The sequence below is a fragment of the Streptomyces rugosispiralis genome, assembly GCF_024505145.1.
Taxonomy (GTDB): Bacteria; Actinomycetota; Actinomycetes; order Streptomycetales; family Streptomycetaceae; genus Streptomyces; species Streptomyces rugosispiralis.
The window spans coordinates 22,588-44,292 of the sequence record NZ_JANIAA010000048.1; the positions used below are offsets into that span (position 1 = coordinate 22,588).

Genomic DNA, 21,705 nt, shown 5'->3' on the forward strand with positions numbered 1-21,705 from the left:
TCTCGGCCTGGCCGCTGGGTCACCGGCTCGTCCGCGACCCCGGCCGAGCGGGCCGGCCGGTGGCCCCGCGCCCGAGATGGCCTGGTAGCCACTCGGGCGTACGCCGTTACGACCCGCCGTTGGCGCCGTTGAAGGCGTCCGCCGCGGTCTCGCCCCGCGGGGCCGCGGGCTCGTCCTCGCCCGTGAGGTCGCGTACCAGCAGTGTCGCGCCCGCGACCGCGCCCGGCATCAGGAAGACCGCGACCAGCGGGATCAGGAAGAGGACGGACAGCGGGACGCCGAAGCCGAGGGAGAGCAGGCGGCGGGAGCGGAGCAGGCGGCGCCGCTCCTTCAGCAGGATGCCGCGGCGCAGCAGGGCGATCGAGGTCAATTCCTCGGTGAGGAAGAAGGCGGTCACGCAGAAGGCGAGGACGGGGATCACGGTCTGGCCGACCCCCGGGATGAAGCCGAGCGCGAAGAACAGCACGCTCCAGAGGGTGACGCGGATGAGCAGCGCGATGGCCTCGCGCAGCCCTATCCACAGCTCCGCCCAGGTGGACAGGCCGGACTCGGGCACCGCGCCGCCCTCGGAGCGGTCGACCGCTTCGGAGAGCGACTCGTAGAAGGGCTGGCCGACCAGCAGCGTGACCGCCGTGAAGGTGATGATGGCGAGGAAGAGGCAGGTGGCGGCGAAGAGGATCGAGAGCGCGCCGCGGAAGACGCCGAGCCAGGGCGAGGACCAGTCGTCGGCGAAGGGCGTGGCCCATGCGATGACATCATCGGTCCAGAAGAAGAGGGCGACCAGGGCCGCCGCGTATCCGACGAGGGTGATCAGGGCGGGAATCATCCCGAACCCCCACCATCTCCCGTGCCGGGCCGCCCAGCGTTGCCCCTTCATCAGATAACCGAAGCCACTCACAAGATCACGCATGGGCCGAAGCCTACTGGCCTAGCGTGGCCCGAAATGGACGCCGGGTTGACCGGCCCGCCAGGTGAAGTCGACGGTGTGCGGATAGTGGTCGGACAGCGGTTTGCCGTCGGCGTCGAGGAAGGCCGTGTGCGCGTTGTGGTAGCGGGTGGCGGTGAGGGAGAGCCGCGGGCCGGAGCGGTAGAGGACCTTGTCCACGACCTCGCAGGCGTCGGTGACGTGGTCCGGGTCGCAGACGAGGGCGTCGGAACCGGCGGGCGGGGCCGAGCCGCCGCGTACCAGGTCCACCCAGGCGTCGGTGAGGCCGTTGCGGGTGGTGAGGTCGCGGATGTTGTCGGCGGTGCGGGTGTAGCGGGTGTTGGTGTCGCCCATGACGAGCACCGCGTTGCCGGCGGAGTGGGCGGCGATGTAGTCGGAGAGCTGGGTGATGTTGGCGCGGCGGGCGGCCAGGTCGGCGTCGGTCGTCCCCGCGTTGGGGTGCAGGTTGTACAGGTCGAGGTAGGCGCCCTCGGCGAGCCGCACCCGGGCGTAGGCGAAGCCCTTCGGGGTGAGGCAGTCGGTGCCGTTGCAGCGCTTCCACTTCACCCGCTCGAAGCCGTCGTACGGCAGGTCGGAGAGGGTGTTCAGACCGTCGCCGAAGACGGCGGGCCCGCTGGTGGGGGTGCGGTACGGGTGGTCGTCACCGGCGTAGAGCGCGGCGTGGTAGTTGAAGTCCTCCTGGACGTTGACGATGTCGTACGCGCCGAGCCGGGGCGATATCAGCGGGGTGTTCTTGGCGGGGTGGCCGGAGGACAGGCCCTCGGGGAGCCCCGCCACGTTGTAGGTGAGCACATTGAACGTGCCCGAGGCGGCCCGGTGGGTCCCGGTGTCCGCCGCGGCGGGCGCGGCGCCCGAGGTGATCGCGGTCGCGCAGAGGGTGAGCGCCGCCGCGGCGGCGACGGCTAAGCGTCCGATGAGTCTCAAGGAGGTGTCCTCTCGGCTGATGAACCGCTGACGATGGGCTGTTGGGCTCGCGGTGTTCGGCTGGTGTTCAACCGCGGTCCTTACCTTCGCGCTCATGGCCCCTGGACATCACCACCCTCACGATGAACTCGCGGTGCACAGCCTGCCCCCGGCCCTCGACCTGTCCGTACGGGGCGAGGAGCTGACCCCCGATCAGCTCTCCCGGCGCTCGATGCTGCGCCGCGCGGGGCTGCTGGGCGCGGGGCTCGGCGCCGCGAGCGTGCTGGACGGCGGCACCGCGCACGCCGTCGCGGCGGACGGCGCGGTGACGCCCGGCTCCCGGCACGGCGGCGGCTATCTGTGGCTGGCCGGGGACCACCACATCCACACCCAGTACAGCAACGACGGCAAGTACCGGGTCATCGACCAGGTGCGGCAGGGCGCCCGGCACGGCCTGGACTGGATGGTGATCACCGACCACGGGAACGTCACCCACGCCCGGATCGGGGTCGAGAAGGTCAACCCCGACATCCGCGAGGCGCGCGAGACCCACCGGGACGCGCTGGTCTTCCAGGGGCTGGAGTGGAACATCCCCGGCGCCGAGCACGGCACGGTCTTCGTCCACCCCGGCCGTGACGAGGTGGCGGTGCTCAAGGAGTTCGAGACCTCCTTCGACGGATCGGTCAAGAACGCCGGGGACTCCACCCCGCGGAACGAGACGCTGGCCATCGCCGGTCTTGACTTCCTCTCCGACGCGGTGCGCCGGCGGCGCGTCAAGGCCGCGCTGATGCTCGCCAACCACCCCGCCCGCAAGGGCCTGGACTCCCCGCACGAGATCCGGGGCTGGCGGGACGCCCAGCCGCAGATCGCCGTGGGCATGGAGGGCGCGCCGGGCCACCAGGCGGCCGGGATCCCGGCCGCCGCGCACGGTCCGGGCGGTGCGCGCGGGCTGTACGAGAACGCCCCGGGGCCGCAGTCCTTCGCCGCGTACCCGGCCGAGTCGTACCGCACCTGGGGCGGCTTCGACTGGATGACGGCCACGGTGGGCGGGCTGTGGGACAGCCTGCTCAGCGAGGGCAAGCCGTGGTGGATCACCGCCAACTCCGACTCCCACAACGTCTACGCCGACACCGCGATGCGCGGCCCCGGCAGCGACTACGAGACCAACGGGCGGCAGAACGACCCGGTGTACCGGGGCGGGCTCGACCTGGCGGAGAACGACTACTGGCCGGGCCAGTACAGCCGCACCCATGTGGGCGCCGAGGACTTCTCGTACGCCGCCGTCATGGACGGCATCCGGGCGGGCCGGGTGTGGGTGGACCACGGCGGGCTGATCAGCGGACTGGACGCGCGGCTCGGCGGCGGCCGGGGCCGTTCGGTCACCCTCGGCGGCACACTGCACGTGGAGCGCGGTACAAGGGTGCGGCTCGAGGTGGACATCGCCCTGGCCAACGGCCCCAACTGGGCCGGTTTCGTCCCGAAGCTGGCGCGGGTGGACGTCATCCAGGGCGAGGTCACGGGCGCGGTGGACGACCGTGACACCTTCGCGGCGCCGCGCACCCGCGTGGTGAAGTCGTATCAGATCGGCCGTACGACGGGAACGGTCCGGCTCTCCTACGACCTCGGCCCGGTGGACCGCCCGCTGTACGTACGGCTGCGCGGCACCGATGGCAACCGCGTGGCGGTGGGCGCGCGGGGCGCGGCGGTGGATCCGCACGGCCCGGCGATGGATGTGCCGGGCGATGCGGATCCGTGGCGCGATCTGTGGTTCTACGCCAATCCCCTGTGGGTGCTGCCCGCCTGACGACCGCCGGGGGCCGGTGCCGGCGCGCTTCAGAGCTTGCCCGCGCCGGCCTGGGCGGTGACGGTGGCCACGACGGAGGACGCCGGTTCCGCCGTGTACGCGTACGGCGGGGTGGTGAAGCTGCCCGTCCGGGAGATCTCGGTGGCCGCGCCGCCCAGGTCGTTGCCGCGCAGCACCGCATAGCCGTCGATGTCGCTGTCCCGGCTGGTGGTGACGGCCACCTCGGTGTCGCGGAAGACGTTGTTCTCGACCAGCGTCTGCGCGCCCATCCGGGAGTGCACACCGGTTTCCGCGCCCTGGACGTAGTTGTCGTAGAAGTGGCCGGTGCCGAAGCGCAGGCTGGGGATGCGGGAGTAGACGTTCGTGAACCAGTTGTGGTGGTACGTCACCTTGAGGTGACCGGTGTCCTCGCTCGCGTTGTTGTCGCTGTGGCCGACCAGGCTGCCCTTGAAGTGGTCGGCGAACTTGTTCCAGGAGACGGTGATGTTGTCCGAGCCGTGGTTGATGTCCAGCAGACCGTCGTAGTAGTCCTTGTCGTGGTCGCGGTCGGCCGAGAAGGTGTTGTGGTCGATCCACACCTTGGTGGACTTCTGCACGGTGATGCCGTCGGACGGCTTCCGGGGCTTGCTGATGTTGAGGTTGCGGACGATGACGTTCGTCGCCTGCTTCAGCCGCAGTCCGCCACCGGTGAGGCCGGAGCCCGAACCCACGCCCAGCACGGTGGTGTTGGAGCCGATGTCCACCTGGCCGGTGAGGGAGATCAGCCCGGAGACCCTGACCACCTTGGCCTGGTCGCCGGTGACGGCGGACTTGAAGGCGTCCAGGGAGGTCACGGTGGTGGCGGTGGCGTTTCCGCCGCCCGTGGTGCCGGCGCCGAAGCCGATGGGGGCGGTCTCGGCGGTGGTCCCCGCGCCGGAGCGTGCGGCGGTGATGTACGCGGAGTCGGGGCGTGCGGAGTCGGAGCGTGCGGAGTCGGCCGAGTCCGCGCCCTGGGCGGAGACCGTGGAGAGGCCGCCGAGGGCGAGCGCCGCGGTGACGCCCGCGGCGACCGCGGTCAGCCGGCGCCGGTCGCGGGCGGTGACGCGGGTGACGTCCATGACATCGCCGTCGTCCGTGGTGCCGTGGTCGTGCGTCGAGCGCATGGGGGAGTCCTCTCATTCGGAGGGTCTCCACACGGGAGGGGTAATCGCTTGCGGGATGAGCGAGGGTGAGCGGCAAGCACGCTGATCACAAAGGCCGGTGGAGATCGCCAAAGGTTGCGGCTCTGACGGTGCGGGGCCCTGGCGCCGGGCGATGTGGTCAGGATCGCCCCGGCGGACAGCGGCCATCCCGGAAGAAGCTAGTAAGCGCTTGTTGTGCTGTCAACACCCGTACGAGTCAAGGGAGTTGGCCGTATCGAGAGTTGACGGGCAGGGACTTTGCCGATCCGCCCCCCATCCCGTCCACGCCCCGCCCGGCACCCCGGGCGGGGCCTTCCCGCCCGGGTGCTCAGGCCAGGCGTATGACGTTCCAGGACATCGGCTCCAGCGTGGTGCGCAGGGCGCCGTCCGCGAGTTCCGTGCCCTCGCCGGGACGCGGGGTGACGCGCTCGGGATCGGTGAGGGTGTTACGGGCCTCGGGGTCGGCGTCGGCGAGGACGGTGTGCTCGACCACGCGGGTCACGGGGAGGGCGGGCAGGGCGATCTCCAGCGGGAGCGGCCGGTGCTGGTCGCGGTTGACCGCGAAGACCGTCACCGCGCCGGTGGACTCGTCGAGGACGGCGGTGGCGTGCAGCAGCGGCACCTCGCCGTAGACGGCGGTCTCGTACGTCGGGCTGTCGGCATCGACCCGCAGCACCCGCCCGCGCCCGTGGGCCGACGCCTGCGCGAAGGGGTAGAAGGTGGTCTGCCGCCAGGCGGGGCCGCCCGGTTCGGTCATGATCGGGGCGATGACGTTGACCAGTTGGGCGAGGCAGGCGACGGTGACGCGGTCGGCGTGGCGGAGCAGGGCGATCAGCAGCGAGCCGACCACGACGGCGTCGGTGACGGAGTAGTTGTCCTCCAGGAGGCGCGGGGCCTCCTCCCAGTTGAGCGGCTCGGCGTTGTGGTAGTGGGTCTGGTACCAGACGTTCCACTCGTCGAACGAGAGGTTGATCTTCTTCTTCGACTTCAGCCGGGCGCCGATGTGATCGCAGGTGGCGACGACGTTCTCGATGAAGGACTCCATGTCCACGGCCGAAGCGAGGAAGGAGTCGCGGTCGCCGTCCCGCTCCTCGTAGTAGGCGTGCAGGGAGATGTGGTCCACCAGGTCGTAGCTCTCGTGGAGGACCGTCGCCTCCCAGGTGGCGAACGTCGGCATCGACTGGTTGGAGCTGCCGCACGCCACCAGCTCCACGCCCGGGTCGATCTGCCGCATCGCGCGGGCGGTCTCGGCGGCGAGCCGTCCGTACTCCTCGGCCGTCTTGTGGCCGGTCTGCCAGGGGCCGTCCATCTCATTGCCCAGGCACCACAGCCCGATGCCGTACGGATCCTTGTCGCCGTGGCCGATCCGGAGGTCTGCGAGGGCGGTGCCGGACGGGTGGTTGGCGTACTCCTGCAGCTCGAGGGCCTCGGCGACGCCGCGGGTGCCGAGGTTGAGCGCCATCATGGGCTCGCCGTCGACCTTGCGGACGAAGTCGATGTACTCGGAGAGCCCGAACCGGTTGGTCTCGGTGGAACGCCAGGCCAGATCGAGCCGCCGCGGCCGCTCCTCGACCGGCCCGACGCCGTCCTCCCACTTGTAGCCGGAGACGAAGTTGCCCCCCGGATACCGGATGACGGTGACGCCCAACTCCCGGATTAGCGCCAGGACATCGGTACGCAGCCCGGCCTCGTCGGCGGCCGGATGGCCCGGCTCATGGATGCCGGTGTAGACGCAGCGTCCGAGGTGCTCGACGAACGAGCCGAAGAGGCGGGGGTTGACGTCGCCGACGGCGAAGGCGGGGTCGAGGGTGAACCGGGCGGAATCGGTCTGCGGCATGACGGCCCATCTCTTCGGGTGTCGCGACTGCGCATGGGCGCGACCACGCGACTATTCGACATATCGACCAGCGCTCGTTTCTTCGAACGCGACCGTAAGATCTCGCCACGGCGTGCGTCAATGGCGGGACGGCGCCGGGTTGTCCGGGCGGGACGGGCGGGCCCGGCGGGCGGGCGCTGGGCCGGGCGGACCTCCGTGGTCGCTCAGTCTGCTCGCTCAGCCTGCTCGCTCAGCCGGTGTGGAGGACCCGGAAGCGCTCGGGTTCCGCCGGATCCCGGTCAACGACCTGGATGGGCGGCCAGGTCCATTGCCAGACGCTGCTCCCCGGCGTACGGGAGAACCGGATCCGCCCGCGGGTGCCTTCGGCCACGACGCGCGGCCAGGACGCGGCGACGCTCGCCCGGTCCGTGCCCCGAGCACGCAGCACCTCGGCGAGGACGGCCACCGTGTCGTAGCCCTCGAAGGCGACGAAGGAGGGCGCCGCGGCCAGCCGCTCGCGGAGGGCCGCCCCGACCCGTGTACCGAGCGGGCCGAGGCGGTCGGGCAGGTAGCGCAGGAACGGGATCGCGGCGCCGTCGGCGCCCAGCGACGTCGCCCATTCGGCGAACTCCGGCTGCCCGGCCGGAGCGCCCATCATGAGCCCGGCGAGGCGCTGGTCGCGGCGGACCGCCGTGACGACCGACACGGCCGGCTCCGGGTGGCCGACCAGAAGGAGGAGGGCTGTCGCGCGCCGGGCGACGAGTTCGTCGCACACGGCCTCGGGGGTGAGCGTGCGCATGTCGAGTTCGACGACGGTGCCGCCGCGTGGGGCGAGATGATCCCGCAGAACGCGGGCCCCGGACGCCCAGTAGACACTCGGCTCGGCCGCCACGGCGATGCGGCTGTGGCCCGCGCCGAGGAGGAAGTCCGCGTAGATCCGCCAGCCGTGGGACTGCGCCGGGGCGAGGCGCGCGACCCGTTCCGTCGGCTGTTCGGTGAGCGCGTCGAGAACCGCTGACGAGCAGAGGAACGGCAGGCCGAGGGCGTCGGCCCGGGTGGCGGCGGCGCGGGCTACGACGCTGTGGTACTCCCCCGCCAAGGCGGCCACGCCCAGCCGGGCCAGTTCATCCACAGCCGCCGCGGCCCGCTGTGGATCGGCCGCGGTGTCCCGGACCACCAGTTCGAGTGGCCTTCCGGCGATCCCGCCGTCGTCGTTGACGTCGCGTACGGCCAGTTCGAGGCCCGCGAGCAGGTGTTGACCCGCCTGGACCCAGCCGGGCCGGGTCAGCGGAACGAGAGCGCCGATCTGTACGGATGATCCATCTCGCCGTGGCGGGCGCGCCTGGGTGACCATGCCGGACATTGCATCCGCCGCCGTCGCCGGAAGGCAACCGATTATGTGTTCGCTGCCCCGCCGGGCACCTCGCCCCGCTGCCTACGCTCCCTGTGCTCCCTGTGCTCCCTGTGCTCCCTACGACGGGCGGATGCCGGTGCTGGACAGCCTCAGCCGGAGCTCCCGCTCCTGGTCGCCCGCCACCGCGCCCTGCTCGCGCACCTCGAAGGCGCGGGCCAGGACGTCCGCCATCCGCCGCACCTGGAGGGGGCCGCCCTGGAGGTCGGCGGTGACGGGGGCCGTCAGGGAGGCCGGGCGCGGCTCCGCGCGCGGGTCGGCCACCTCGAAGACGGACGTCCACACCGTGGGCCGCCCCTCCCCCGCGTCCTGCGGAAGATTCGCCGTCGCCTGGTCGGACGCGTAACACGTGCGCAGCACACCGAAGACGGCCTCGGCGTCGTCCCGCGAGATTCCGCTCACCGCCACCAGCACCTGCGCGGCGGACCGAGGCTGTTCCGGACCGGCCGTCGTGGACATGGGACCACCTTTCCCATCGCTCCGAACTCTTTCGGCTCACCGGGTACCCGCCCACCCCCGGCCCATCACCTTGTGAGCGATCCCTTGACCCGCCTCACCGCCGCCTCTAGCGTGCGGCCGACGTTACGGAAACGTTCCGGAACTTTTCGGAGCCGGGAAGGGAAGTTTTCGTGATCACTTCGGTCCGCACGGCCCTCATCGGCGCGCTCGCCGCCGCACTGCTCCCGCTCACCACACCGTTCGCCGCCGCGGAACCGCTCCGCGGCGGCACCGTGGATTTCGGAAGGCACCTCCAGACCATCGACGGTTTCGGCTTCTCCCAGGCGTTCCAGCGCGCCGATCTGATGCACGGCGCACAGGGCCTGACCCCGGAACACCAGCGCGAGGTGCTGGATCTGCTGCTGAACCGCGGCACGGGCGCCGGGTTGAGCATTCTGCGGCTCGGCATCGGCTCGTCGTCCGACGAGGTCTACGACCATATGAAGTCCATCCAGCCCACCGACCCGGGCGGCCCGGACGCGCCCCCGCACTATGAGTGGGACGGCGCCGACGGCGGCCAGGTGTGGCTGGCCAAGGAGGCGCGGCGGTACGGCGTCAAGCGCTTCTACGCCGACGCCTGGAGCGCGCCGGGCTATATGAAGACGAACGGGACGGACGCGAACGGCGGCACGCTGAAGGCGGAGTGGCGACGGGCGTACGCCGATTACCTGGTGCAGTACGCGAAGTTCTACCGCCAGGAGGGCGTACGCATCACCGACCTCGGCTTCACCAATGAGCCGGACCTCGCCACGTCCTACGCCTCGATGCGGTTCACCCCGGAACAGGCGGTCGAGGTGATCAAGGCGGTCGGCCCCGCGGTGCGGCGGGCCGGGATCAATCTGCTGTGCTGCGACGCGGCCGGCTGGGACGAGCAGGCGTCGTTCTCCGCCGCGATCGAGGCCGACGGCGCCGCCGCGGCCCAGGTCGCGGTGCACACGGGCCATCCCTACGTCACCCCCTCCGACCAGCCCCTGCCGACGACCCGCCGCACCTGGATGTCGGAGTGGAGCCCCAACGGCACGACGTGGAACGAGGCGTGGGACGACCAGAACAAGGCAGGAGCGCGAAGCGCCTCGGTTGAGGGTGATGGTGGGCGACGGGCGGGAGGGTACGACGGCTTCGCGGTGGCGGAGGCGATCCACACGACGCTCGCGGACGCGGGGGCGAGTGGGTATGTGTACTGGTTCGGCGCGTCGGTGGGCGCCACCCGGGGGCTGATCCAGCTGGACGGCCCGGACTACCACGTCTCCAAGCGGCTGTGGGCCCTGGCCGCGTACAGCCGTTTCATCCGGCCCGGGGCGGTACGGGTCGCGGCGGACTCCGGGGCGGACGGCGTGCGGACGACGGCCTTCCGGAACCGGGACGGCCGGCGGGTCCTGGAGATCCTCAACACCGGTGAGGAGCCGGTGCGCGGGGACTACGCGCTACGCGGCGGAGCCGGTGGGGCCGGAGACGCGCGGGGCGCGGTCTACCGGACGGACGAGACGCACTCGCTCGGCCGCGTCGGAACCGCGCGGGTGCGCGATGGACGGCTGGCGGTCGAACTGCCGGGGCGTTCGCTGACGACGGTGGTGCTGGGATAGCCGGGACCGCCCCTGCCGCACGGGTGGCAGGGGCGGCCAGGCCGACCTCGGTCAGTCCTCGAAGGTGACGATCATCTTGCCGGTGTTCTCCCCCCGGAGCATCCCGAGGAAGGCCCCCACCGCGTTCTCCACGCCCTTGACGACGGTCTCGCGGTAGTGCAGCTTGCCCTCGCGGATCCAGCCGCCGACCTCCTGGAAGAACTCCTCCTGAAGGTGCTGGTGGTCCCCGACCAGCATGCCCTGGATCCGCAGCCGCTTGCCGATGACCATCCCGAGGTTGCGCGGGGCGGGGGTCGGCTCGGTGGCGTTGTACTGCGAGATCATGCCGCAGACGGTGATCCGGCCGTGCACCTTGAGGCGGCCGATGGCGGCCTCGAGGTGCTCACCGCCGACGTTGTCGAAGTAGACGTCGATCCCGTCCGGCGCGGCCTCCTTCAGCTGGTCGGCGACCGGGCCGTTCTTGTAGTTGAACGCCGCGTCGAAGCCGTACTCGTCGAGCAGCACCCGGACCTTCTCGTCCGAACCGGCGCTGCCGATCACCCGGGAGGCGCCCTTGAGCTTGGCGATCTGGCCGACCTCGCTGCCGACCGCGCCCGCCGCGCCCGAGACGAAGACCGCGTCGCCCTCCTTGAAGGAGGCGACCTCCAGCAGCCCCGCGTAGGCGGTGAGGCCCGGCATGCCGAGCACCCCGAGGTAGGCGGGGAGCGGGGCGATCTCGGGGTCGACCTTGACGGCGCTCTTGGCCTCCACCGTCGCGTACTCACGCCAGCCGCCGAAGTGCAGGACGTGGTCGCCGACGGAGATGCCCTCCGCGTTGGACGCGACGACCTTGCCGACCGCGCCGCCCTCCATCGGCCGGTCCAGCTGGAACGGCGGCGTGTACGACTTCACGTCGTTCATGCGGCCGCGCATGTACGGGTCCACCGACATGTAGAGATTGCGGACCAGCGCCTGCCCGGGACCCGGCTCGGAGACCGGCGCCTCGCGCAGCGCGAAGTCCTCCGGCTTCGGCCACCCCTGGGGGCGGGCGACCAGGTGCCATTCACGGCCGGTGGTGGGGATGACGGACATGGAAGGGCCCTCTCATACGCTTCAGCAGATGAAACAATCATGCTGCTGGATATTTCATGTTGTCAAGTAAATGGGTACCCTGGTGGGCATGACGTCCCGCATCGACCCGCTGACCCTCGAAGTCGTCGAGCTCATCGGCACCATCGTGGCCCGTTATCACGAGGAATACGAGGAGGCCGCGGCCAAGCATTCCCTGACCGGGGCACAGGCCCGGGTGCTGGGCCTGCTGACCGGCGGCCCGACGCCGATGCGCCGGCTCGCCCAGCAGCTGAAGTGCGAGCCGTCGAACGTCACCGGGATCGTGGACCGCCTGGAGTCGCGCGGCCTCGCCGAGCGCCGCCTGGACCCGGCCGACCGCCGGGTCAAGCTGGCCGCCGCCACCGAGGCGGGCCGCGAGACCTCCGAACGGCTCCGAGGCTCACTCGACTTCGCGCGCGAACCGCTGGCGGAGCTCTCGGACGAGGAGCGGACGGTACTGCGCGACCTGCTCAAACGGATGCTGGGGGCCGAGGAACATCGCCGTCAGATCGCGCCCTGAGCCCGGAGGACGTCACCAGGGGTCCTCCTAGATCTTGCCGGACAGCCATGTGTCGATGGTGTTGGTGGTGCTGTCGGCGTTGCGCTGGAGGGCCAGGTCGTGGCCGGCGCCGGGAATGGACTTCACGTCGACGTCAGGGCTGGCCGGGTAGGCGGCGGTCTCCGCCTTGCGGGTCGTGTTCAGGTCGGCGGGGTCGAAGTACAGGCCATCGTGCCGGCCCACGAGCGACAGGACGGGAACATTGACGTTCTTGCCGTAGGTGTCGTTGCTCTGTTCGTCCGAGAAGGAGGTGAACTCCCCGACGGTGGCGATCTGTTTGACCGCGTCGTCGGCCTTCACGGTGCTCAGGTCTGCGTTGAACGGCCAGTAGAGCAGCTGGCGCATGCCGTCCCGGGTGGTGAGGGAGCCGTCCGGTATCGCGCGGCCGGCGAAGGCGGCGTCTTCGGCGGCGGGGTGCATCGCGGCGTTGAACAACAGCCGGCCGGAGCCGGCATGGTGCATGAATCCGGTGCCGACGACGGCGTCGACGTCCTGGTAGGAAGCGGCTTCCTGGATGGCGACCGCGCTTCCCATGGAGTGGCCGACCAGTGCGACCGGCAGCCCCTTGTGGGCGGCCCTCAGCTTGGTGATCAGTTGGTGGATGGTGGCGGAGTGCGTCGTGCCGTTCAGCTTGTCCGCGGCCGGGCTGCTGGAGTCGCCGGTTCCGAGGCGGTCCACGGCGATGGCGATCCAGCCGTCCTCGGCCGCCTCGCGTGCTTGCGAGATCCAGCCGCGGTCTGTCTTGAGATCGAAGTACCGGTGGTCGTAGGTGACGCCCGGAACCATCACCTGAATACCCTTCACGCGGGCGTGGGTCGGTCGGTACTCCACGGCGCTCAGCGTCTGGTCGGCCGGTCCACTGCCGGTGAGTGAGACCTTCTGGGTGATTGTGTGGCGGGTGAAGCCCGAAACACGCTCGGGGGCGGCGGACGCGCTTTGGGGCGTGACCGCGACGGCGGTGACGAGCAACGCGGCGGACGCCGCGCCCAGGGTGAAGCGGGCCGCGCGGTTCCGGGGCTTGGTCGAGGGCATGGGGAAGTTCCTTGCTGTCTTGGCCGAGACGCAGCCTCGGGTGAAGCGACGCCGTCGACATGCTCGTGGACGCCGGTGTCCTCACCGTGCCGGAGAAGACGGTTGAGGAGGAGAAGGCACACGCGAAAGGGGCCGGGCGGGCGGTGACGGGCGCCGAACCGCTCGGCCCGGCTCGCGCGACAGCCTGAGCGGAAGGGGTCACCTCTCCGAGGACCGGCGCCTCACCGGGTGAGCTGACCCAGAACAGGTCCTAGCGGCCGATCTTGTCCAGCTCGGCGAGTTCCTCGTCGGAGAGCGAGAGTCCCGCGCCGGCGACGTTCTCGCGCAGGTGCGCCACCGACGAGGTGCCGGGAATGAGCAGGATGTTCGGCGACCGCCGCAGCAGCCAGGCCAGCGCGACCGACATCGGCGTCGCCTTCAGCCTGGTGGCCACGGCGGAAAGCGCCGTGGACTGCAGCGGGGTGAAGCCGCCGAGCGGGAAGAACGGCACGTAGGCGATGCCCTTGACGGTGAGGTCGTCGATCAGCTCGTCGTCCTGACGGTAGGCGAGGTTGTACAAGTTCTGCACGCACACGATCGGCGCGATCGTCTGTGCCTCGGCGACCTGTTCCGCCGTCACGTTGCTCACCCCCAGGTGCCGGATCAACCCTTGCTGCTGGAGTTCGACGAGGGTCTCGAAAGGCTCGGCGAGTGAACCGGGCCGGGGGCCCTGGGCGTCGCCGAGCCGCAGGTTGACCACATCGAGCGCGTCGAGGCCGAGGTCCTCAAGGTTCTCGTGGACGGCGCGGCGCAGGTCCTCGGGCCGCCGGGCAGGGGGCCAGCCGCCCTGCTGATCGCGGACCGCGCCGACCTTGGTCACGATGTGCAACGACTCGGGGAAGGGGTGCAGCGCCTCACGGATCAGCTGGTTGGTGACGCGTGGCCCGTAGGCGCCGGCGGTGTCGATGTGGGTGATGCCGAGGGCGGCGGCCTCGCGCAGGACGGCGAGCGCACCATCGTGGTCGGCGGGCGGGCCCATGACGCCGGGGCCGGCGAGCTGCATGGCGCCGTAGCCGAAGCGGGTGACGGTCAGATCGCCGAGGGTCCAGGTGCCGCCGGGCAGCAGTGCGGAGGGTGTGTTCATTCCTGTGTCATTTCTGTTGGGCCGGATGCTGCGGAGCGTCACGTGTCAGGGAGTCGTTCGTTCGCGGCGTCCCTGGTTCGCGCGGTTCACCGGCGCGATTTTCGCTCATGCCGTCGATGTTCGCTCGCGGACGACCGGCGCATCCAATACTGATGCGGTGCCCTGTCATACCTGGGGGGTATCACCGCCGAGGTAGGCTGGGCCGATGGACCCTTTGGAGACCCGTGAGCTGCGGTACTTCATGGCCGTCGCCGAGGAACTGCACTTCGGCCGCGCCGCCGAGCGTCTGGGCATGGCCCAGCCGCCGCTCTCCCGGGCGATCCAGCAGCTCGAGCGACGCCTCGGCGTCTCCCTTCTGAAACGCAACCGCCGCGGCGTCGCCCTGACCGGCGCCGGAGAGATGCTGCTGCACGAGGGCCGCGCGGCCCTCGACGCGATCACCGCCGCCGCTCGCCGCACCCGTCGCGCCGGTGGCGCCGACAGCTCAGGAGGCACCCGCAACCGCATGGTGCTGGCGGTGAAGGCCGGCGCATCCCACGATCTGCTGCACAAGCTCCTCGACGCCTACGCGGCCGAGCCCGACGCCGCCGAGATCGAAGTGCTGCCGAGCGGTACGTGTGAGCAGGGAGAGATGCTGCGCGATGGCCGGGCCGATGTGGCGCTCATGCACAAGCCGTTCAACTCCCTCACCGGCTTCGACAGCGAGGAACTGATGACCGAGGGTCAGATCGCCATCCTGCCCGCCGGACACCCCCTCGCCGCACACAAGACTTTGTCCCTGGCCGACGTCAGCGACATCCCCGATCTTCCGCTCGCCCGCTGGTCCCGTGACGGCACGTACCCACCCGGTCCGGGCCCCGAGATCCACGATCAGACGCAACTGGCCCAGCTGATCGCCCTCGGACGCACCGTGGCCGTCTTCCCCGACTCCGCCCGCGCCTGGCTATGGGCCGAGCACACCGCCGTCCCCCTGACCGACGCGCCCCCCGTCGTCACCCACATCGCCTGGCCCGCCCACAGCCGCTCGCTCGCCCTCGCCGGGCTGCTCCGCACGGCCACACGGCTATGACCCTCTCGTGTCTTCCCACCGCGCCGTCACCCTGACGCCCTCCGCCTGGCCGTCGGCCCCCGCACTTCACCGCCGCCGCCACCAGCCTGTGCGCGGTGCTGCTGCCGGAGGCGTGCAACGTCGGGTTCACCCCGGTCATCAAGCCGGGCGTGCGCGGGCGACATCGTCAGGGTCGCCCGCGCACCGCGCGCTCAGTCCTTTTCCTGGAACAGCTCCTTGGCTCGGGCCGTGACCAGCGGGCCGGCCTTCTCCACGCTGCCCGCGTCGAAGGGCGGCTGCGGGTCGTACTCCACCATCAACTGCATGGCCCGCGCTGTCACCTGGTCGGTGAGCAGCTCCGCCAAGCGCAGAGCCATGTCGATCCCGGAGGAGACGCCAGCGGCAATGATGGTCCGCTGCTCCAGGTGCTCGACCACTCGGGTGGGGGTCGGAACGGCACCGAGCTCGGTCAGCTTGTCCATGAAGGCCCAGTGCGTGGTCGCTTCGAGACCGGGCAGCAGTCCTGCGGCCGCCAGGAGCAGAGATCCGGTGCAGACCGAGGTGGTGAAGCGGCTGGTGGCGTGGACCGACCGCAGCCAGTCCAGCAGGACCTTGTCCTCCAGCACGTCGAGAACGCCGATCCCACCGGGCACGATGACCACATCCGGCGCGACGACCTCGTCGAAGGTCTTGTCGACGGTCAGGCCGAGGTATCCGTTTTCGGTCCGGACCTCTCCGCGCTGATGGCCCACGAAGGTCACCGTGGCGCCAGGCAGTCGCTGCAACGTTTCGTAGGGCCCGACCGCGTCCAGGGCGGTGAGGCGAGGGAATAAGACGACGGCGATGTTCACTTGGGGATTCTTTCGTGTTCGGCCGGATCGATGTCGGCAGCTGTCAGGTGACGTACGCGAAGTCCCGGGACTGGCGCGGGGCAACGCTTGTCCCGCGGTCGCAGGGGCTGCGACCGCCCGAGAGGAGAAAGTTGTACGACGCGCTTCGTAGTACGACGGGGACCGTACCACGGATAGGCTGGGTAGGGTTGACCGCATGCGAACGCTGCCCCATCCCGCGACGGAAGCGGTCCGGCTTGACACGGTCCTCGCCGCGCTCGCCGACCCCTTGCGCCGACGCATCGTGCGTCAGCTTTCCGAAGGGGACGAGGCGCAAGCTTGTGGTGCGTTCGACCTGCCGGTCACCAAATCGACGTCGACCCATCACTTCCGGGTGCTCCGCGAGGCGGGCGTCATCACGCAGCACTACCGCGGCAACAAGATCCTCAACCAGCTGCGTGCAGACGACTTGGAAACCCGCTTCCCGGGCCTGTTGCAAGCGATCCTGGCCGCAGAGCAGGTGACCGTGGTCCCCACTCACCGGGGCTGAATCCGGCAAGGCGTTCATCGTCGCGGCCCCGGAGAGGTGCTGTCCACCGTTGCCTGGGCGGCCAGTCCATCGCCGGTCCGGCCCGCGACCACCATGTCAGCCGCGGCGCCATCCGTACAGCCGTCGCCGACCTCATGCCAGAGCACACCCACGATCGCCAGGACGCCCCAGCCCGCCGCGGGCGGTGCGGTCCGCCAGGCCCTAGGTGCACCACCACAGGAAGCGCTGGCAGGTCTCCGTGGGCGTCGGGGTCGGCGTCGGTGCGACGGTCGCCGCGTCGGTGGGCCCCGGCTTTGGCGGGGTGGTGGCCGGATGGGTCGCCCCGGAGCCACCCGGGGCCGAGGTGGAGTCGTCCGACGGGTCGGAGGACGAGGCGTCGTCCGGATCCGCCGAGGTGTCGTCGTCCCCGCCCTTGGACTTCCCGCCGTCCTTGTCTTTGTCCTTGCCCTCGCCCTTGTCCTTGTCCTTGTCCTTGTCCTTGGACGACTTTCCGTCCGCCGCCGAGGGGCCCGCGCTCGGGCCGTCCGTGCCCTGGACGATCGTCTCGGCGGACTCCGTCACCCCGCCGTCGCGGTCGGCCACCGGCTGCTGCCGCCTGGGCGCCGGGGAGGACTCCCGCCAGTGCCCCTCGGTGGCCAGCTCGGCCACGAACACCGCGACCAGCACCGGGCCGAGCACCGACGCCAGGATCGCCACCCGGCGTCCCCGGCCCCGGCGGGCCCGACGGGCCCGGCGGCCGAAGATGCCCCGGGACTTGGCCTTCCGGCGCGAGGCGCGAGTGGTGCCGGAGGCGTCGGCGGTGCCGGTGGCACGGGAAGCCTGGGCCGTACGGCGGCCCGCCCGCCGTTCCGCCCGCGTGGTGGGCGCCTCGGCCCCGCCCCCGTCCACCCCGTCCGCCGGGGCGGAGGGCAGCCCGAGGTCCTCGGCGGGCCTCCCGCAACCAGGGCAGGAGAAGGCACCGTTGAGATGGCGGCGGCAGGGAGAGCAGTAATCCATTTCGCCGGGCAGGTTATGTGACCAACAGGCAGGTCAGCAGGACGCGGAGTGTGAGGATCCTGTGCAAAGAACCCTACGAAAGCCCTCGTCAGGCCCCTGTCCCGGCGAACCGGCGACGGCCGGGGTCCGTCCGCCCGGCCCCACTCAGCCGCCGGAGGCCCCACTCAGCCGCCGAAGGCGGGCTGCGCCAACCCCTGCCCCGCACCCGGGATGACCAGCAGCGACCCGGCGAGCGGCGGCGCGGAGGCGCCGAGTCCGACGCGTGCCGAGGTCAGATACAGATCGGTGAGGTCCGCACCGCCGAAGGCACACGCGGTCGGGCGCGGGAACGGCAGCTCCACCACCCGATCGAGTGTCCCGTCAGGGGCGTAGCGGCGGATCGCGGCGCCGTCCCACAGGGCGACCCACACCGCGCCATCGGCGTCCACGCACAGCCCGTCCGGGAACCCCGCCCCCTCCTCGACCTCGGCGAACGGCCGCCGCGCCGAGACCGCCGGGCCATCGGGGTCCTCGACGTCGAAGACGTCGATACGGCGGGTGGGGGTGTCGATGTAGTACATCAGACGGCCGTCCGGGCTCCAGCCGATGCCGTTGCTGACCGTCACCTCCGGCAGGAACTCCGCATGGGAGCCGTCGGACCCGATCCGGGAGAGGGTGCCGCCGCCGACCCCCTCGTCGTAGCGCATGGTGCCCGCCCACAGCGAGCCGTCGGGCGCGACGGCGGCGTCGTTGCCCCGGCGCCCGGGGACCGCCTCGCGCAGCAGCCAGTCGAAGCCGCCGTCAGCGCCGTACACCCCGATGCCGTCGCGGAGGTTGACCACCAGGCCGCCGCCCGCGCGGGGCTTGGCCGCGCCGACGTGCTGCTCGGTGCCCAGGGTGGTGCGGCGGCCGGTGGCGGGGTCGTAGGTGTGGACGCGGGAGGAGAGGATGTCCACCCAGATCAGCCGCTGGGCGGCGGGGTCCCAGGTGGGTCCCTCACCGAGCACGGCGCTCGCGCGCACCGCGATCTCGAGCGATGGCCGTGTGCTCATACGTCCCACCTCACACTCATGCGTTCCGCCTCGTGCTCATACGTTCCGCCTCCGATGTCCCAGCCGCACCGACAGTTCACCCGCGCCCTTGGCCGCCAGCTCCTCCAGCTCGGCCTGGCGCTCATCGCTCCAGCGGATCGTCGGCACCGAGATCGACAGCGCCGCGACCACCTTTCCCGTGGTGTCCCGTACGGGAGCCGCCACGCAGTTCACATCCGGGTTGGACTCCCGCTGCTCGACCGCGATGCCGCGCTCGCGCACGGTGGCGAGGTGGCGGCGCAGCTCGGCGGGGTCGGTGCAGCTGTTGTCCGTCATCGCGGCCAGCGGCTGATCGCCGGACAGCCGCGCGGCCAGGGCGTCCTCCGGGAGGGACGCGAGCAGCATCTTGCCGACCGAGGTGCAGTGGGCGGGCAGCCGGCGGCCCGCGGCGGAGACCATGCGGACGGCGTGGGTGGAGTCGACCTTGGCGATGTAGATGACGTCCATGCCCTCGAGGATCGCGACATGCACGGTCTCGTCGCAGGTCTCCGCGACGCTCCGGGCCACCTGCTGGCCCTCGGCGGCCAGGTCGAGCTGCTCGGCGTAGCGGCTGCCCAGCTGGTACGGCCGCACCCCGAGCCGATAGCGGCCGGGCTGGTCGGGAACCTGGACCAGATAGGAGCGGGCGGCCAGAGTGGTCACCAGCTCATGGACCGTCGTACGGGGCAGTCCGAGCCGACGGGTGATCTCGGGTGCGGAGAGCGTGCCGTCCCCGTCCAGGAAGAGCTCGAGTATGTCCAGAGCCCGTGTCACCGCGGGCACCAGGCGTCCCATAGTGCTCGCCCTCCCCTTCTGGTTCAGATGGCAAGCGTTCGAGATTCCGGCCGGTGGCCGGTATCGCGAACACAGGTTATGCGGAGGGGACTTCGCTCGGCAATGGTCCGGCAAAGGCGCGATGCGAGGGGAAGCGCTTGCACCACCGCACGAGAACGTACCCGTACGCCACAGCACGGCGAGCCCGTACGCCACGGCACGGCGAGCCCGTACGGCACGGCGAGCCCGTACGCCACAGCACGGCAAGCCCGTACGCCACGGCACGGCGAGGCCATACGCCACCATAGAAGCCATGGATTCCGCGCCCGGCTCATTCGCTCAGCCCGACTCGTTCCCGGCCCCCTTCCCCTTCGTCCTCGTGCTGCTGCGCCGGATGGCCGACCATCAGCCGGGGCTGGTCGAGGACGCGCTGCGCGAGCTGGGGGTCGGGCGCGCGGTAATGCGCGAGGCCAATCGCCGCTGGCAGGCCATGCAGCGCTCGCCGCGGCGGCGCTCGGCGGTGGCCCGCTACCGCTCCGTGCTGGGCCCGCCCGAGTCCACCGCCACCCGCCGGATCGGCGATCTGACCTGCGAGGCGCTGAGCTGGTCCGTGCCGCTGTGGCCGGATCTGCGGTTCGAGGTGCTCACCGCGCCGAACGGGGCGGTGTGGAACGAGTGGCTGGTGCGTGCGCCGGGCGCGCCCGGACCGCGGTTGCGTACGGCCGCCGATCTGCTGCCCTGGTCCTGCACGGTGGACGAGGTGGCACGCGCCTTCGCGCCCGCGCGGCCCATGGAGGGCTCGGCGCCCACCCGCTGGCGGCTCGCCTTCGACGCGCCGGAGGCGGAGAACGGTGAACCCCGCCACTATGTGGCGGAGTTCACCTGGGGACTGCTGCAGCGTATGGAGGACGTCAGGCCAGCTTCGCCGACAGCGTGATCTCCGTACCGGCGAGCGCCTGGCTCACCGGGCAGTTCTTCTTGGCGTCCTCGGCCGCTGCGGTGAACGCGGCCTCGTCAAGGCCCTCCACCGTGCCCTCGACGGTGAGGTGGATACCGGTGATCCCGGTGCCGGGCTGGAAGGTGACCTCGGCCTGGGTGGTCAGCTGGGTGGGCGGGTTGCCCGCCTGGGTGAGGCCGTGCGAGAGCGCCATCGAGAAGCAGCTGGAGTGGGCCGCCGCGATCAGCTCCTCGGGGCTGGTCTTGCCGTTGGCCTGCTCGGCGCGGGACGGCCAGGAGACCGCCTGCTCGCCGATGCCGGAGGAGTCGAAGGTGACGGTCCCCTTGCCCTCGGCCAGATTGCCCTGCCAGACGGTGTGCGCGGTACGCGTCGTAGCCATGCTCGCTGTTCCCTGCTTCCTGTCGGACGTGCGGTATGCGAATACGGTCGGAGATGATCACCCGGCGTGGGTGCCACCGCTTGCGGTGGCACCCTGTCCGGAGATCGCCTCCGAGCCTACGTTCCAGGCGACCATGGCCGGGCGACCATGCTCAGTTCCCAGTCGACTGACGGTCGCGGTGTCGAGCCGGAAGAGCGCTCCGGCGGACGGGGGCAGTCCCAGCCGCCGGGCGGTGAGCACCCGCAGGACGTGGGCGTGCGCCACCAGCACCACATCGGCGCCGTCCGCCGCCTCCAGCTCGGGGGCGATGCGGGCGAGCACCCGGTCCACCCGGGCCCCGATCCGCTCGGGTGACTCGCCGGGGTGATCGGATGAGGCCGACGGGACGCCGTCGGTCCACAGGTTCCAGTCGGGGCGGCTGCGGTGGATCTCGTCGGTGGTGATGCCCTCGTAGCCGCCGTAGTCCCATTCGCGCAGGTCGGGCTCGACGGTCAGGTCCTCGAGCCCGGCGAGCCGCGCGGTCCGCACGGCCCGGTCCATCGGGCTGACCAGGATCAGCCCGATCTTCCGCGCGGCGAGCGGCCGGCGCAGGGCGCGGGCCTGCTCCTCACCGAGCGGAGTCAGGGGCAGATCGGTCCAGCTGGTGTGCCGGTGCGACCGGCTCCACTCGGTTTCGCCGTGCCGGACCAGCAGCAGCTCAGCCACGGTTGCCGGATGCCTTCTCCTCGCCCGCGAGGCCCTGCTCCTTCTCCTCGTCGATGGCGTGCTTCTCGTTCGCCGCGGCGGCGATGGAGGCGCGCACCGTGTCCATGTCCAAGTCGCGGGCCTGGCCGATGAGGTCCTCCAGGGCCGGCTCGGGGAGGGCGCCGGGCTGGGCGAAGACCGCGATGTTCTCCCGCACGATCATCAGCGTGGGGATGGACTGGATGTCGAAGGCGGCGGCCAGCTCGGGCTGGGCCTCGGTGTCGACCTTGGCGAACAGCAGGTCCTGGTGGCGCTCGGCGGCCTTCTCGTAGATGGGCGCGAACATCCGGCACGGCCCGCACCAGGAGGCCCAGAAATCAATCAGTACGAATTCGCTCCCGGACACGATCTCGTCGAAGTTGTCCTTGGTGAGCTCGACGGTGCTAGTGCTCATGCCTGCGTTACCCGCTTCCGTACGTCGGCAGATGCCACATGCACGGTAACCCCGCCACC

At 71.1% G+C, this 21,705-nt stretch carries 22 protein-coding genes and 1 pseudogene; 7 read left to right on the top strand and 16 right to left on the bottom strand.

Features of this window, described 5'->3' with window-relative positions; all coding sequences use genetic code 11:
- Positions 1 to 106: 106 nt before the first annotated feature.
- Together NP777_RS40905 and NP777_RS40910 are read right to left on the bottom strand one after the other, a co-directional pair.
- Positions 107 to 910 (bottom strand): EI24 domain-containing protein, encoded by an 804-nt coding sequence (locus tag NP777_RS40905; RefSeq protein ID WP_256655256.1) that lies wholly within the window; start codon positions 908 to 910, stop codon positions 107 to 109.
- 57 nt (positions 911 to 967) lie between these two features.
- Positions 968 to 1,870 (bottom strand): annotated as a pseudogene (locus NP777_RS40910) (jacalin-like lectin); the annotation flags it as partial.
- 94 nt (positions 1,871 to 1,964) lie between these two features.
- Here NP777_RS40910 and NP777_RS40915 point away from each other — a divergent pair.
- Entirely contained in the window at positions 1,965 to 3,653 is a 1,689-nt protein-coding gene (locus NP777_RS40915) for a PHP domain-containing protein (protein WP_256655257.1), read from the top strand.
- 29 nt (positions 3,654 to 3,682) lie between these two features.
- Here NP777_RS40915 and NP777_RS40920 read toward each other — a convergent pair whose 3' ends face one another.
- From NP777_RS40920 to NP777_RS40935, 4 genes are all read right to left on the bottom strand, one after another.
- The gene (locus NP777_RS40920; RefSeq protein WP_256655258.1) at positions 3,683 to 4,795 is read right to left on the bottom strand and encodes a pectate lyase family protein; all 1,113 of its coding nucleotides are present in this window, start codon (positions 4,793 to 4,795) and stop codon (positions 3,683 to 3,685) included.
- A 346-nt stretch (positions 4,796 to 5,141) separates the two neighbouring features.
- Positions 5,142 to 6,650: an arabinosylfuranosidase ArfA gene (gene arfA / locus NP777_RS40925; protein WP_256655259.1), complete on the bottom strand. Its 1,509-nt coding sequence runs from the start codon at positions 6,648 to 6,650 to the stop codon at positions 5,142 to 5,144.
- Positions 6,651 to 6,879: 229 nt separating this feature from the next.
- Complete coding sequence (locus NP777_RS40930; protein ID WP_256655260.1) at positions 6,880 to 7,992, bottom strand: ABC transporter substrate-binding protein; 1,113 nt, start codon at positions 7,990 to 7,992, stop codon at positions 6,880 to 6,882.
- Between the two features lie 108 nt (positions 7,993 to 8,100).
- Positions 8,101 to 8,499: a hypothetical protein gene (locus tag NP777_RS40935; RefSeq protein ID WP_256655261.1), complete on the bottom strand. Its 399-nt coding sequence runs from the start codon at positions 8,497 to 8,499 to the stop codon at positions 8,101 to 8,103.
- 170 nt (positions 8,500 to 8,669) lie between these two features.
- On the opposite strand from NP777_RS40935, the gene NP777_RS40940 reads away from it, so the two are divergent.
- Positions 8,670 to 10,121, top strand: a complete 1,452-nt coding sequence (locus NP777_RS40940) for a glycoside hydrolase family 30 protein (RefSeq protein ID WP_256655262.1) — start codon at positions 8,670 to 8,672, stop codon at positions 10,119 to 10,121.
- A gap of 51 nt (positions 10,122 to 10,172) precedes the next feature.
- Here the strand turns inward: NP777_RS40940 and NP777_RS40945 are convergent, their stop codons facing one another.
- On the bottom strand, positions 10,173 to 11,192 hold the full coding sequence (locus NP777_RS40945; RefSeq protein WP_256655263.1) for an NADP-dependent oxidoreductase: 1,020 nt from the start codon (positions 11,190 to 11,192) through the stop codon (positions 10,173 to 10,175).
- 88 nt (positions 11,193 to 11,280) lie between these two features.
- On the opposite strand from NP777_RS40945, the gene NP777_RS40950 reads away from it, so the two are divergent.
- Positions 11,281 to 11,730: a MarR family winged helix-turn-helix transcriptional regulator gene (locus tag NP777_RS40950; RefSeq protein ID WP_256655264.1), complete on the top strand. Its 450-nt coding sequence runs from the start codon at positions 11,281 to 11,283 to the stop codon at positions 11,728 to 11,730.
- 27 nt (positions 11,731 to 11,757) lie between these two features.
- Here NP777_RS40950 and NP777_RS40955 read toward each other — a convergent pair whose 3' ends face one another.
- Positions 11,758 to 12,801: an alpha/beta hydrolase gene (locus NP777_RS40955; protein ID WP_256655265.1), complete on the bottom strand. Its 1,044-nt coding sequence runs from the start codon at positions 12,799 to 12,801 to the stop codon at positions 11,758 to 11,760.
- 59 nt (positions 12,802 to 12,860) lie between these two features.
- Here NP777_RS40955 and NP777_RS40960 point away from each other — a divergent pair, with 59 nt between their 5' ends.
- Positions 12,861 to 12,989 carry a hypothetical protein gene (locus NP777_RS40960; protein ID WP_256655266.1) on the top strand — a complete coding sequence of 43 codons (129 nt, stop codon included), beginning with the start codon at positions 12,861 to 12,863 and terminating at the stop codon, positions 12,987 to 12,989.
- Between the two features lie 62 nt (positions 12,990 to 13,051).
- Here the strand turns inward: NP777_RS40960 and NP777_RS40965 are convergent, their stop codons facing one another.
- Positions 13,052 to 13,924 carry an aldo/keto reductase family oxidoreductase gene (locus tag NP777_RS40965; RefSeq protein WP_305890644.1) on the bottom strand — a complete coding sequence of 291 codons (873 nt, stop codon included), beginning with the start codon at positions 13,922 to 13,924 and terminating at the stop codon, positions 13,052 to 13,054.
- A gap of 205 nt (positions 13,925 to 14,129) precedes the next feature.
- Here NP777_RS40965 and NP777_RS40970 point away from each other — a divergent pair, with 205 nt between their 5' ends.
- Complete coding sequence (locus tag NP777_RS40970) at positions 14,130 to 14,993, top strand: LysR family transcriptional regulator (protein ID WP_256655267.1); 864 nt, start codon at positions 14,130 to 14,132, stop codon at positions 14,991 to 14,993.
- Positions 14,994 to 15,184: 191 nt separating this feature from the next.
- Here NP777_RS40970 and NP777_RS40975 read toward each other — a convergent pair whose 3' ends face one another.
- Entirely contained in the window at positions 15,185 to 15,823 is a 639-nt protein-coding gene (locus NP777_RS40975) for a DJ-1/PfpI family protein (protein WP_256655268.1), read from the bottom strand.
- A gap of 196 nt (positions 15,824 to 16,019) precedes the next feature.
- On the opposite strand from NP777_RS40975, the gene NP777_RS40980 reads away from it, so the two are divergent.
- Entirely contained in the window at positions 16,020 to 16,352 is a 333-nt protein-coding gene (locus NP777_RS40980; RefSeq protein WP_256655269.1) for an ArsR/SmtB family transcription factor, read from the top strand.
- 201 nt (positions 16,353 to 16,553) lie between these two features.
- Here the strand turns inward: NP777_RS40980 and NP777_RS40985 are convergent, their stop codons facing one another.
- From NP777_RS40985 to NP777_RS40995, 3 genes are all read right to left on the bottom strand, one after another.
- Positions 16,554 to 17,348 carry an SCO2400 family protein gene (locus tag NP777_RS40985; RefSeq protein WP_256655270.1) on the bottom strand — a complete coding sequence of 265 codons (795 nt, stop codon included), beginning with the start codon at positions 17,346 to 17,348 and terminating at the stop codon, positions 16,554 to 16,556.
- Between the two features lie 164 nt (positions 17,349 to 17,512).
- Positions 17,513 to 18,379, bottom strand: a complete 867-nt coding sequence (locus tag NP777_RS40990; protein ID WP_256655271.1) for an SMP-30/gluconolactonase/LRE family protein — start codon at positions 18,377 to 18,379, stop codon at positions 17,513 to 17,515.
- Positions 18,380 to 18,415: 36 nt separating this feature from the next.
- Complete coding sequence (locus tag NP777_RS40995) at positions 18,416 to 19,192, bottom strand: IclR family transcriptional regulator (protein WP_256655272.1); 777 nt, start codon at positions 19,190 to 19,192, stop codon at positions 18,416 to 18,418.
- Positions 19,193 to 19,484: 292 nt separating this feature from the next.
- On the opposite strand from NP777_RS40995, the gene NP777_RS41000 reads away from it, so the two are divergent.
- Positions 19,485 to 20,108 carry a hypothetical protein gene (locus NP777_RS41000; protein ID WP_256655273.1) on the top strand — a complete coding sequence of 208 codons (624 nt, stop codon included), beginning with the start codon at positions 19,485 to 19,487 and terminating at the stop codon, positions 20,106 to 20,108.
- On the opposite strand, the gene NP777_RS41005 is transcribed toward NP777_RS41000, so the two are convergent.
- The 3 genes from NP777_RS41005 to trxA are packed head-to-tail and all read right to left on the bottom strand — an operon-like array spanning position 20,083 to position 21,646.
- Complete coding sequence (locus tag NP777_RS41005) at positions 20,083 to 20,508, bottom strand: OsmC family peroxiredoxin (RefSeq protein WP_256655274.1); 426 nt, start codon at positions 20,506 to 20,508, stop codon at positions 20,083 to 20,085. The two genes, NP777_RS41000 and NP777_RS41005, sit on opposite strands and share 26 nt — an antisense overlap.
- Before the next feature lie 57 nt (positions 20,509 to 20,565).
- Entirely contained in the window at positions 20,566 to 21,213 is a 648-nt protein-coding gene (locus NP777_RS41010) for a histidine phosphatase family protein (protein ID WP_256655275.1), read from the bottom strand.
- Complete coding sequence (trxA, locus tag NP777_RS41015) at positions 21,206 to 21,646, bottom strand: thioredoxin (RefSeq protein WP_256655276.1); 441 nt, start codon at positions 21,644 to 21,646, stop codon at positions 21,206 to 21,208. The genes NP777_RS41010 and trxA overlap by 8 nt, the downstream gene beginning before the upstream one ends.
- Positions 21,647 to 21,705 lie beyond the last annotated feature (59 nt).

Coding starts and splice junctions, on each gene's coding strand:
- NP777_RS40905 (WP_256655256.1), bottom strand. CDS start 910: ATGCGTGATCTTGTGAGTGGCTTCGGTTATCTGATGAAGGGGCAACGC.
- NP777_RS40915 (WP_256655257.1), top strand. CDS start 1,965: ATGGCCCCTGGACATCACCACCCTCACGATGAACTCGCGGTGCACAGC.
- NP777_RS40920 (WP_256655258.1), bottom strand. CDS start 4,795: ATGCGCTCGACGCACGACCACGGCACCACGGACGACGGCGATGTCATG.
- arfA (WP_256655259.1), bottom strand. CDS start 6,650: ATGCCGCAGACCGATTCCGCCCGGTTCACCCTCGACCCCGCCTTCGCC.
- NP777_RS40930 (WP_256655260.1), bottom strand. CDS start 7,992: ATGTCCGGCATGGTCACCCAGGCGCGCCCGCCACGGCGAGATGGATCA.
- NP777_RS40935 (WP_256655261.1), bottom strand. CDS start 8,499: ATGTCCACGACGGCCGGTCCGGAACAGCCTCGGTCCGCCGCGCAGGTG.
- NP777_RS40945 (WP_256655263.1), bottom strand. CDS start 11,192: ATGTCCGTCATCCCCACCACCGGCCGTGAATGGCACCTGGTCGCCCGC.
- NP777_RS40950 (WP_256655264.1), top strand. CDS start 11,281: ATGACGTCCCGCATCGACCCGCTGACCCTCGAAGTCGTCGAGCTCATC.
- NP777_RS40955 (WP_256655265.1), bottom strand. CDS start 12,801: ATGCCCTCGACCAAGCCCCGGAACCGCGCGGCCCGCTTCACCCTGGGC.
- NP777_RS40960 (WP_256655266.1), top strand. CDS start 12,861: ATGCTCGTGGACGCCGGTGTCCTCACCGTGCCGGAGAAGACGGTTGAG.
- NP777_RS40965 (WP_305890644.1), bottom strand. CDS start 13,924: ATGAACACACCCTCCGCACTGCTGCCCGGCGGCACCTGGACCCTCGGC.
- NP777_RS40970 (WP_256655267.1), top strand. CDS start 14,130: ATGGACCCTTTGGAGACCCGTGAGCTGCGGTACTTCATGGCCGTCGCC.
- NP777_RS40980 (WP_256655269.1), top strand. CDS start 16,020: ATGCGAACGCTGCCCCATCCCGCGACGGAAGCGGTCCGGCTTGACACG.
- NP777_RS40985 (WP_256655270.1), bottom strand. CDS start 17,348: ATGGATTACTGCTCTCCCTGCCGCCGCCATCTCAACGGTGCCTTCTCC.
- NP777_RS40990 (WP_256655271.1), bottom strand. CDS start 18,379: ATGAGCACACGGCCATCGCTCGAGATCGCGGTGCGCGCGAGCGCCGTG.
- NP777_RS40995 (WP_256655272.1), bottom strand. CDS start 19,192: ATGGGACGCCTGGTGCCCGCGGTGACACGGGCTCTGGACATACTCGAG.
- NP777_RS41000 (WP_256655273.1), top strand. CDS start 19,485: ATGGATTCCGCGCCCGGCTCATTCGCTCAGCCCGACTCGTTCCCGGCC.
- NP777_RS41005 (WP_256655274.1), bottom strand. CDS start 20,508: ATGGCTACGACGCGTACCGCGCACACCGTCTGGCAGGGCAATCTGGCC.
- trxA (WP_256655276.1), bottom strand. CDS start 21,646: ATGAGCACTAGCACCGTCGAGCTCACCAAGGACAACTTCGACGAGATC.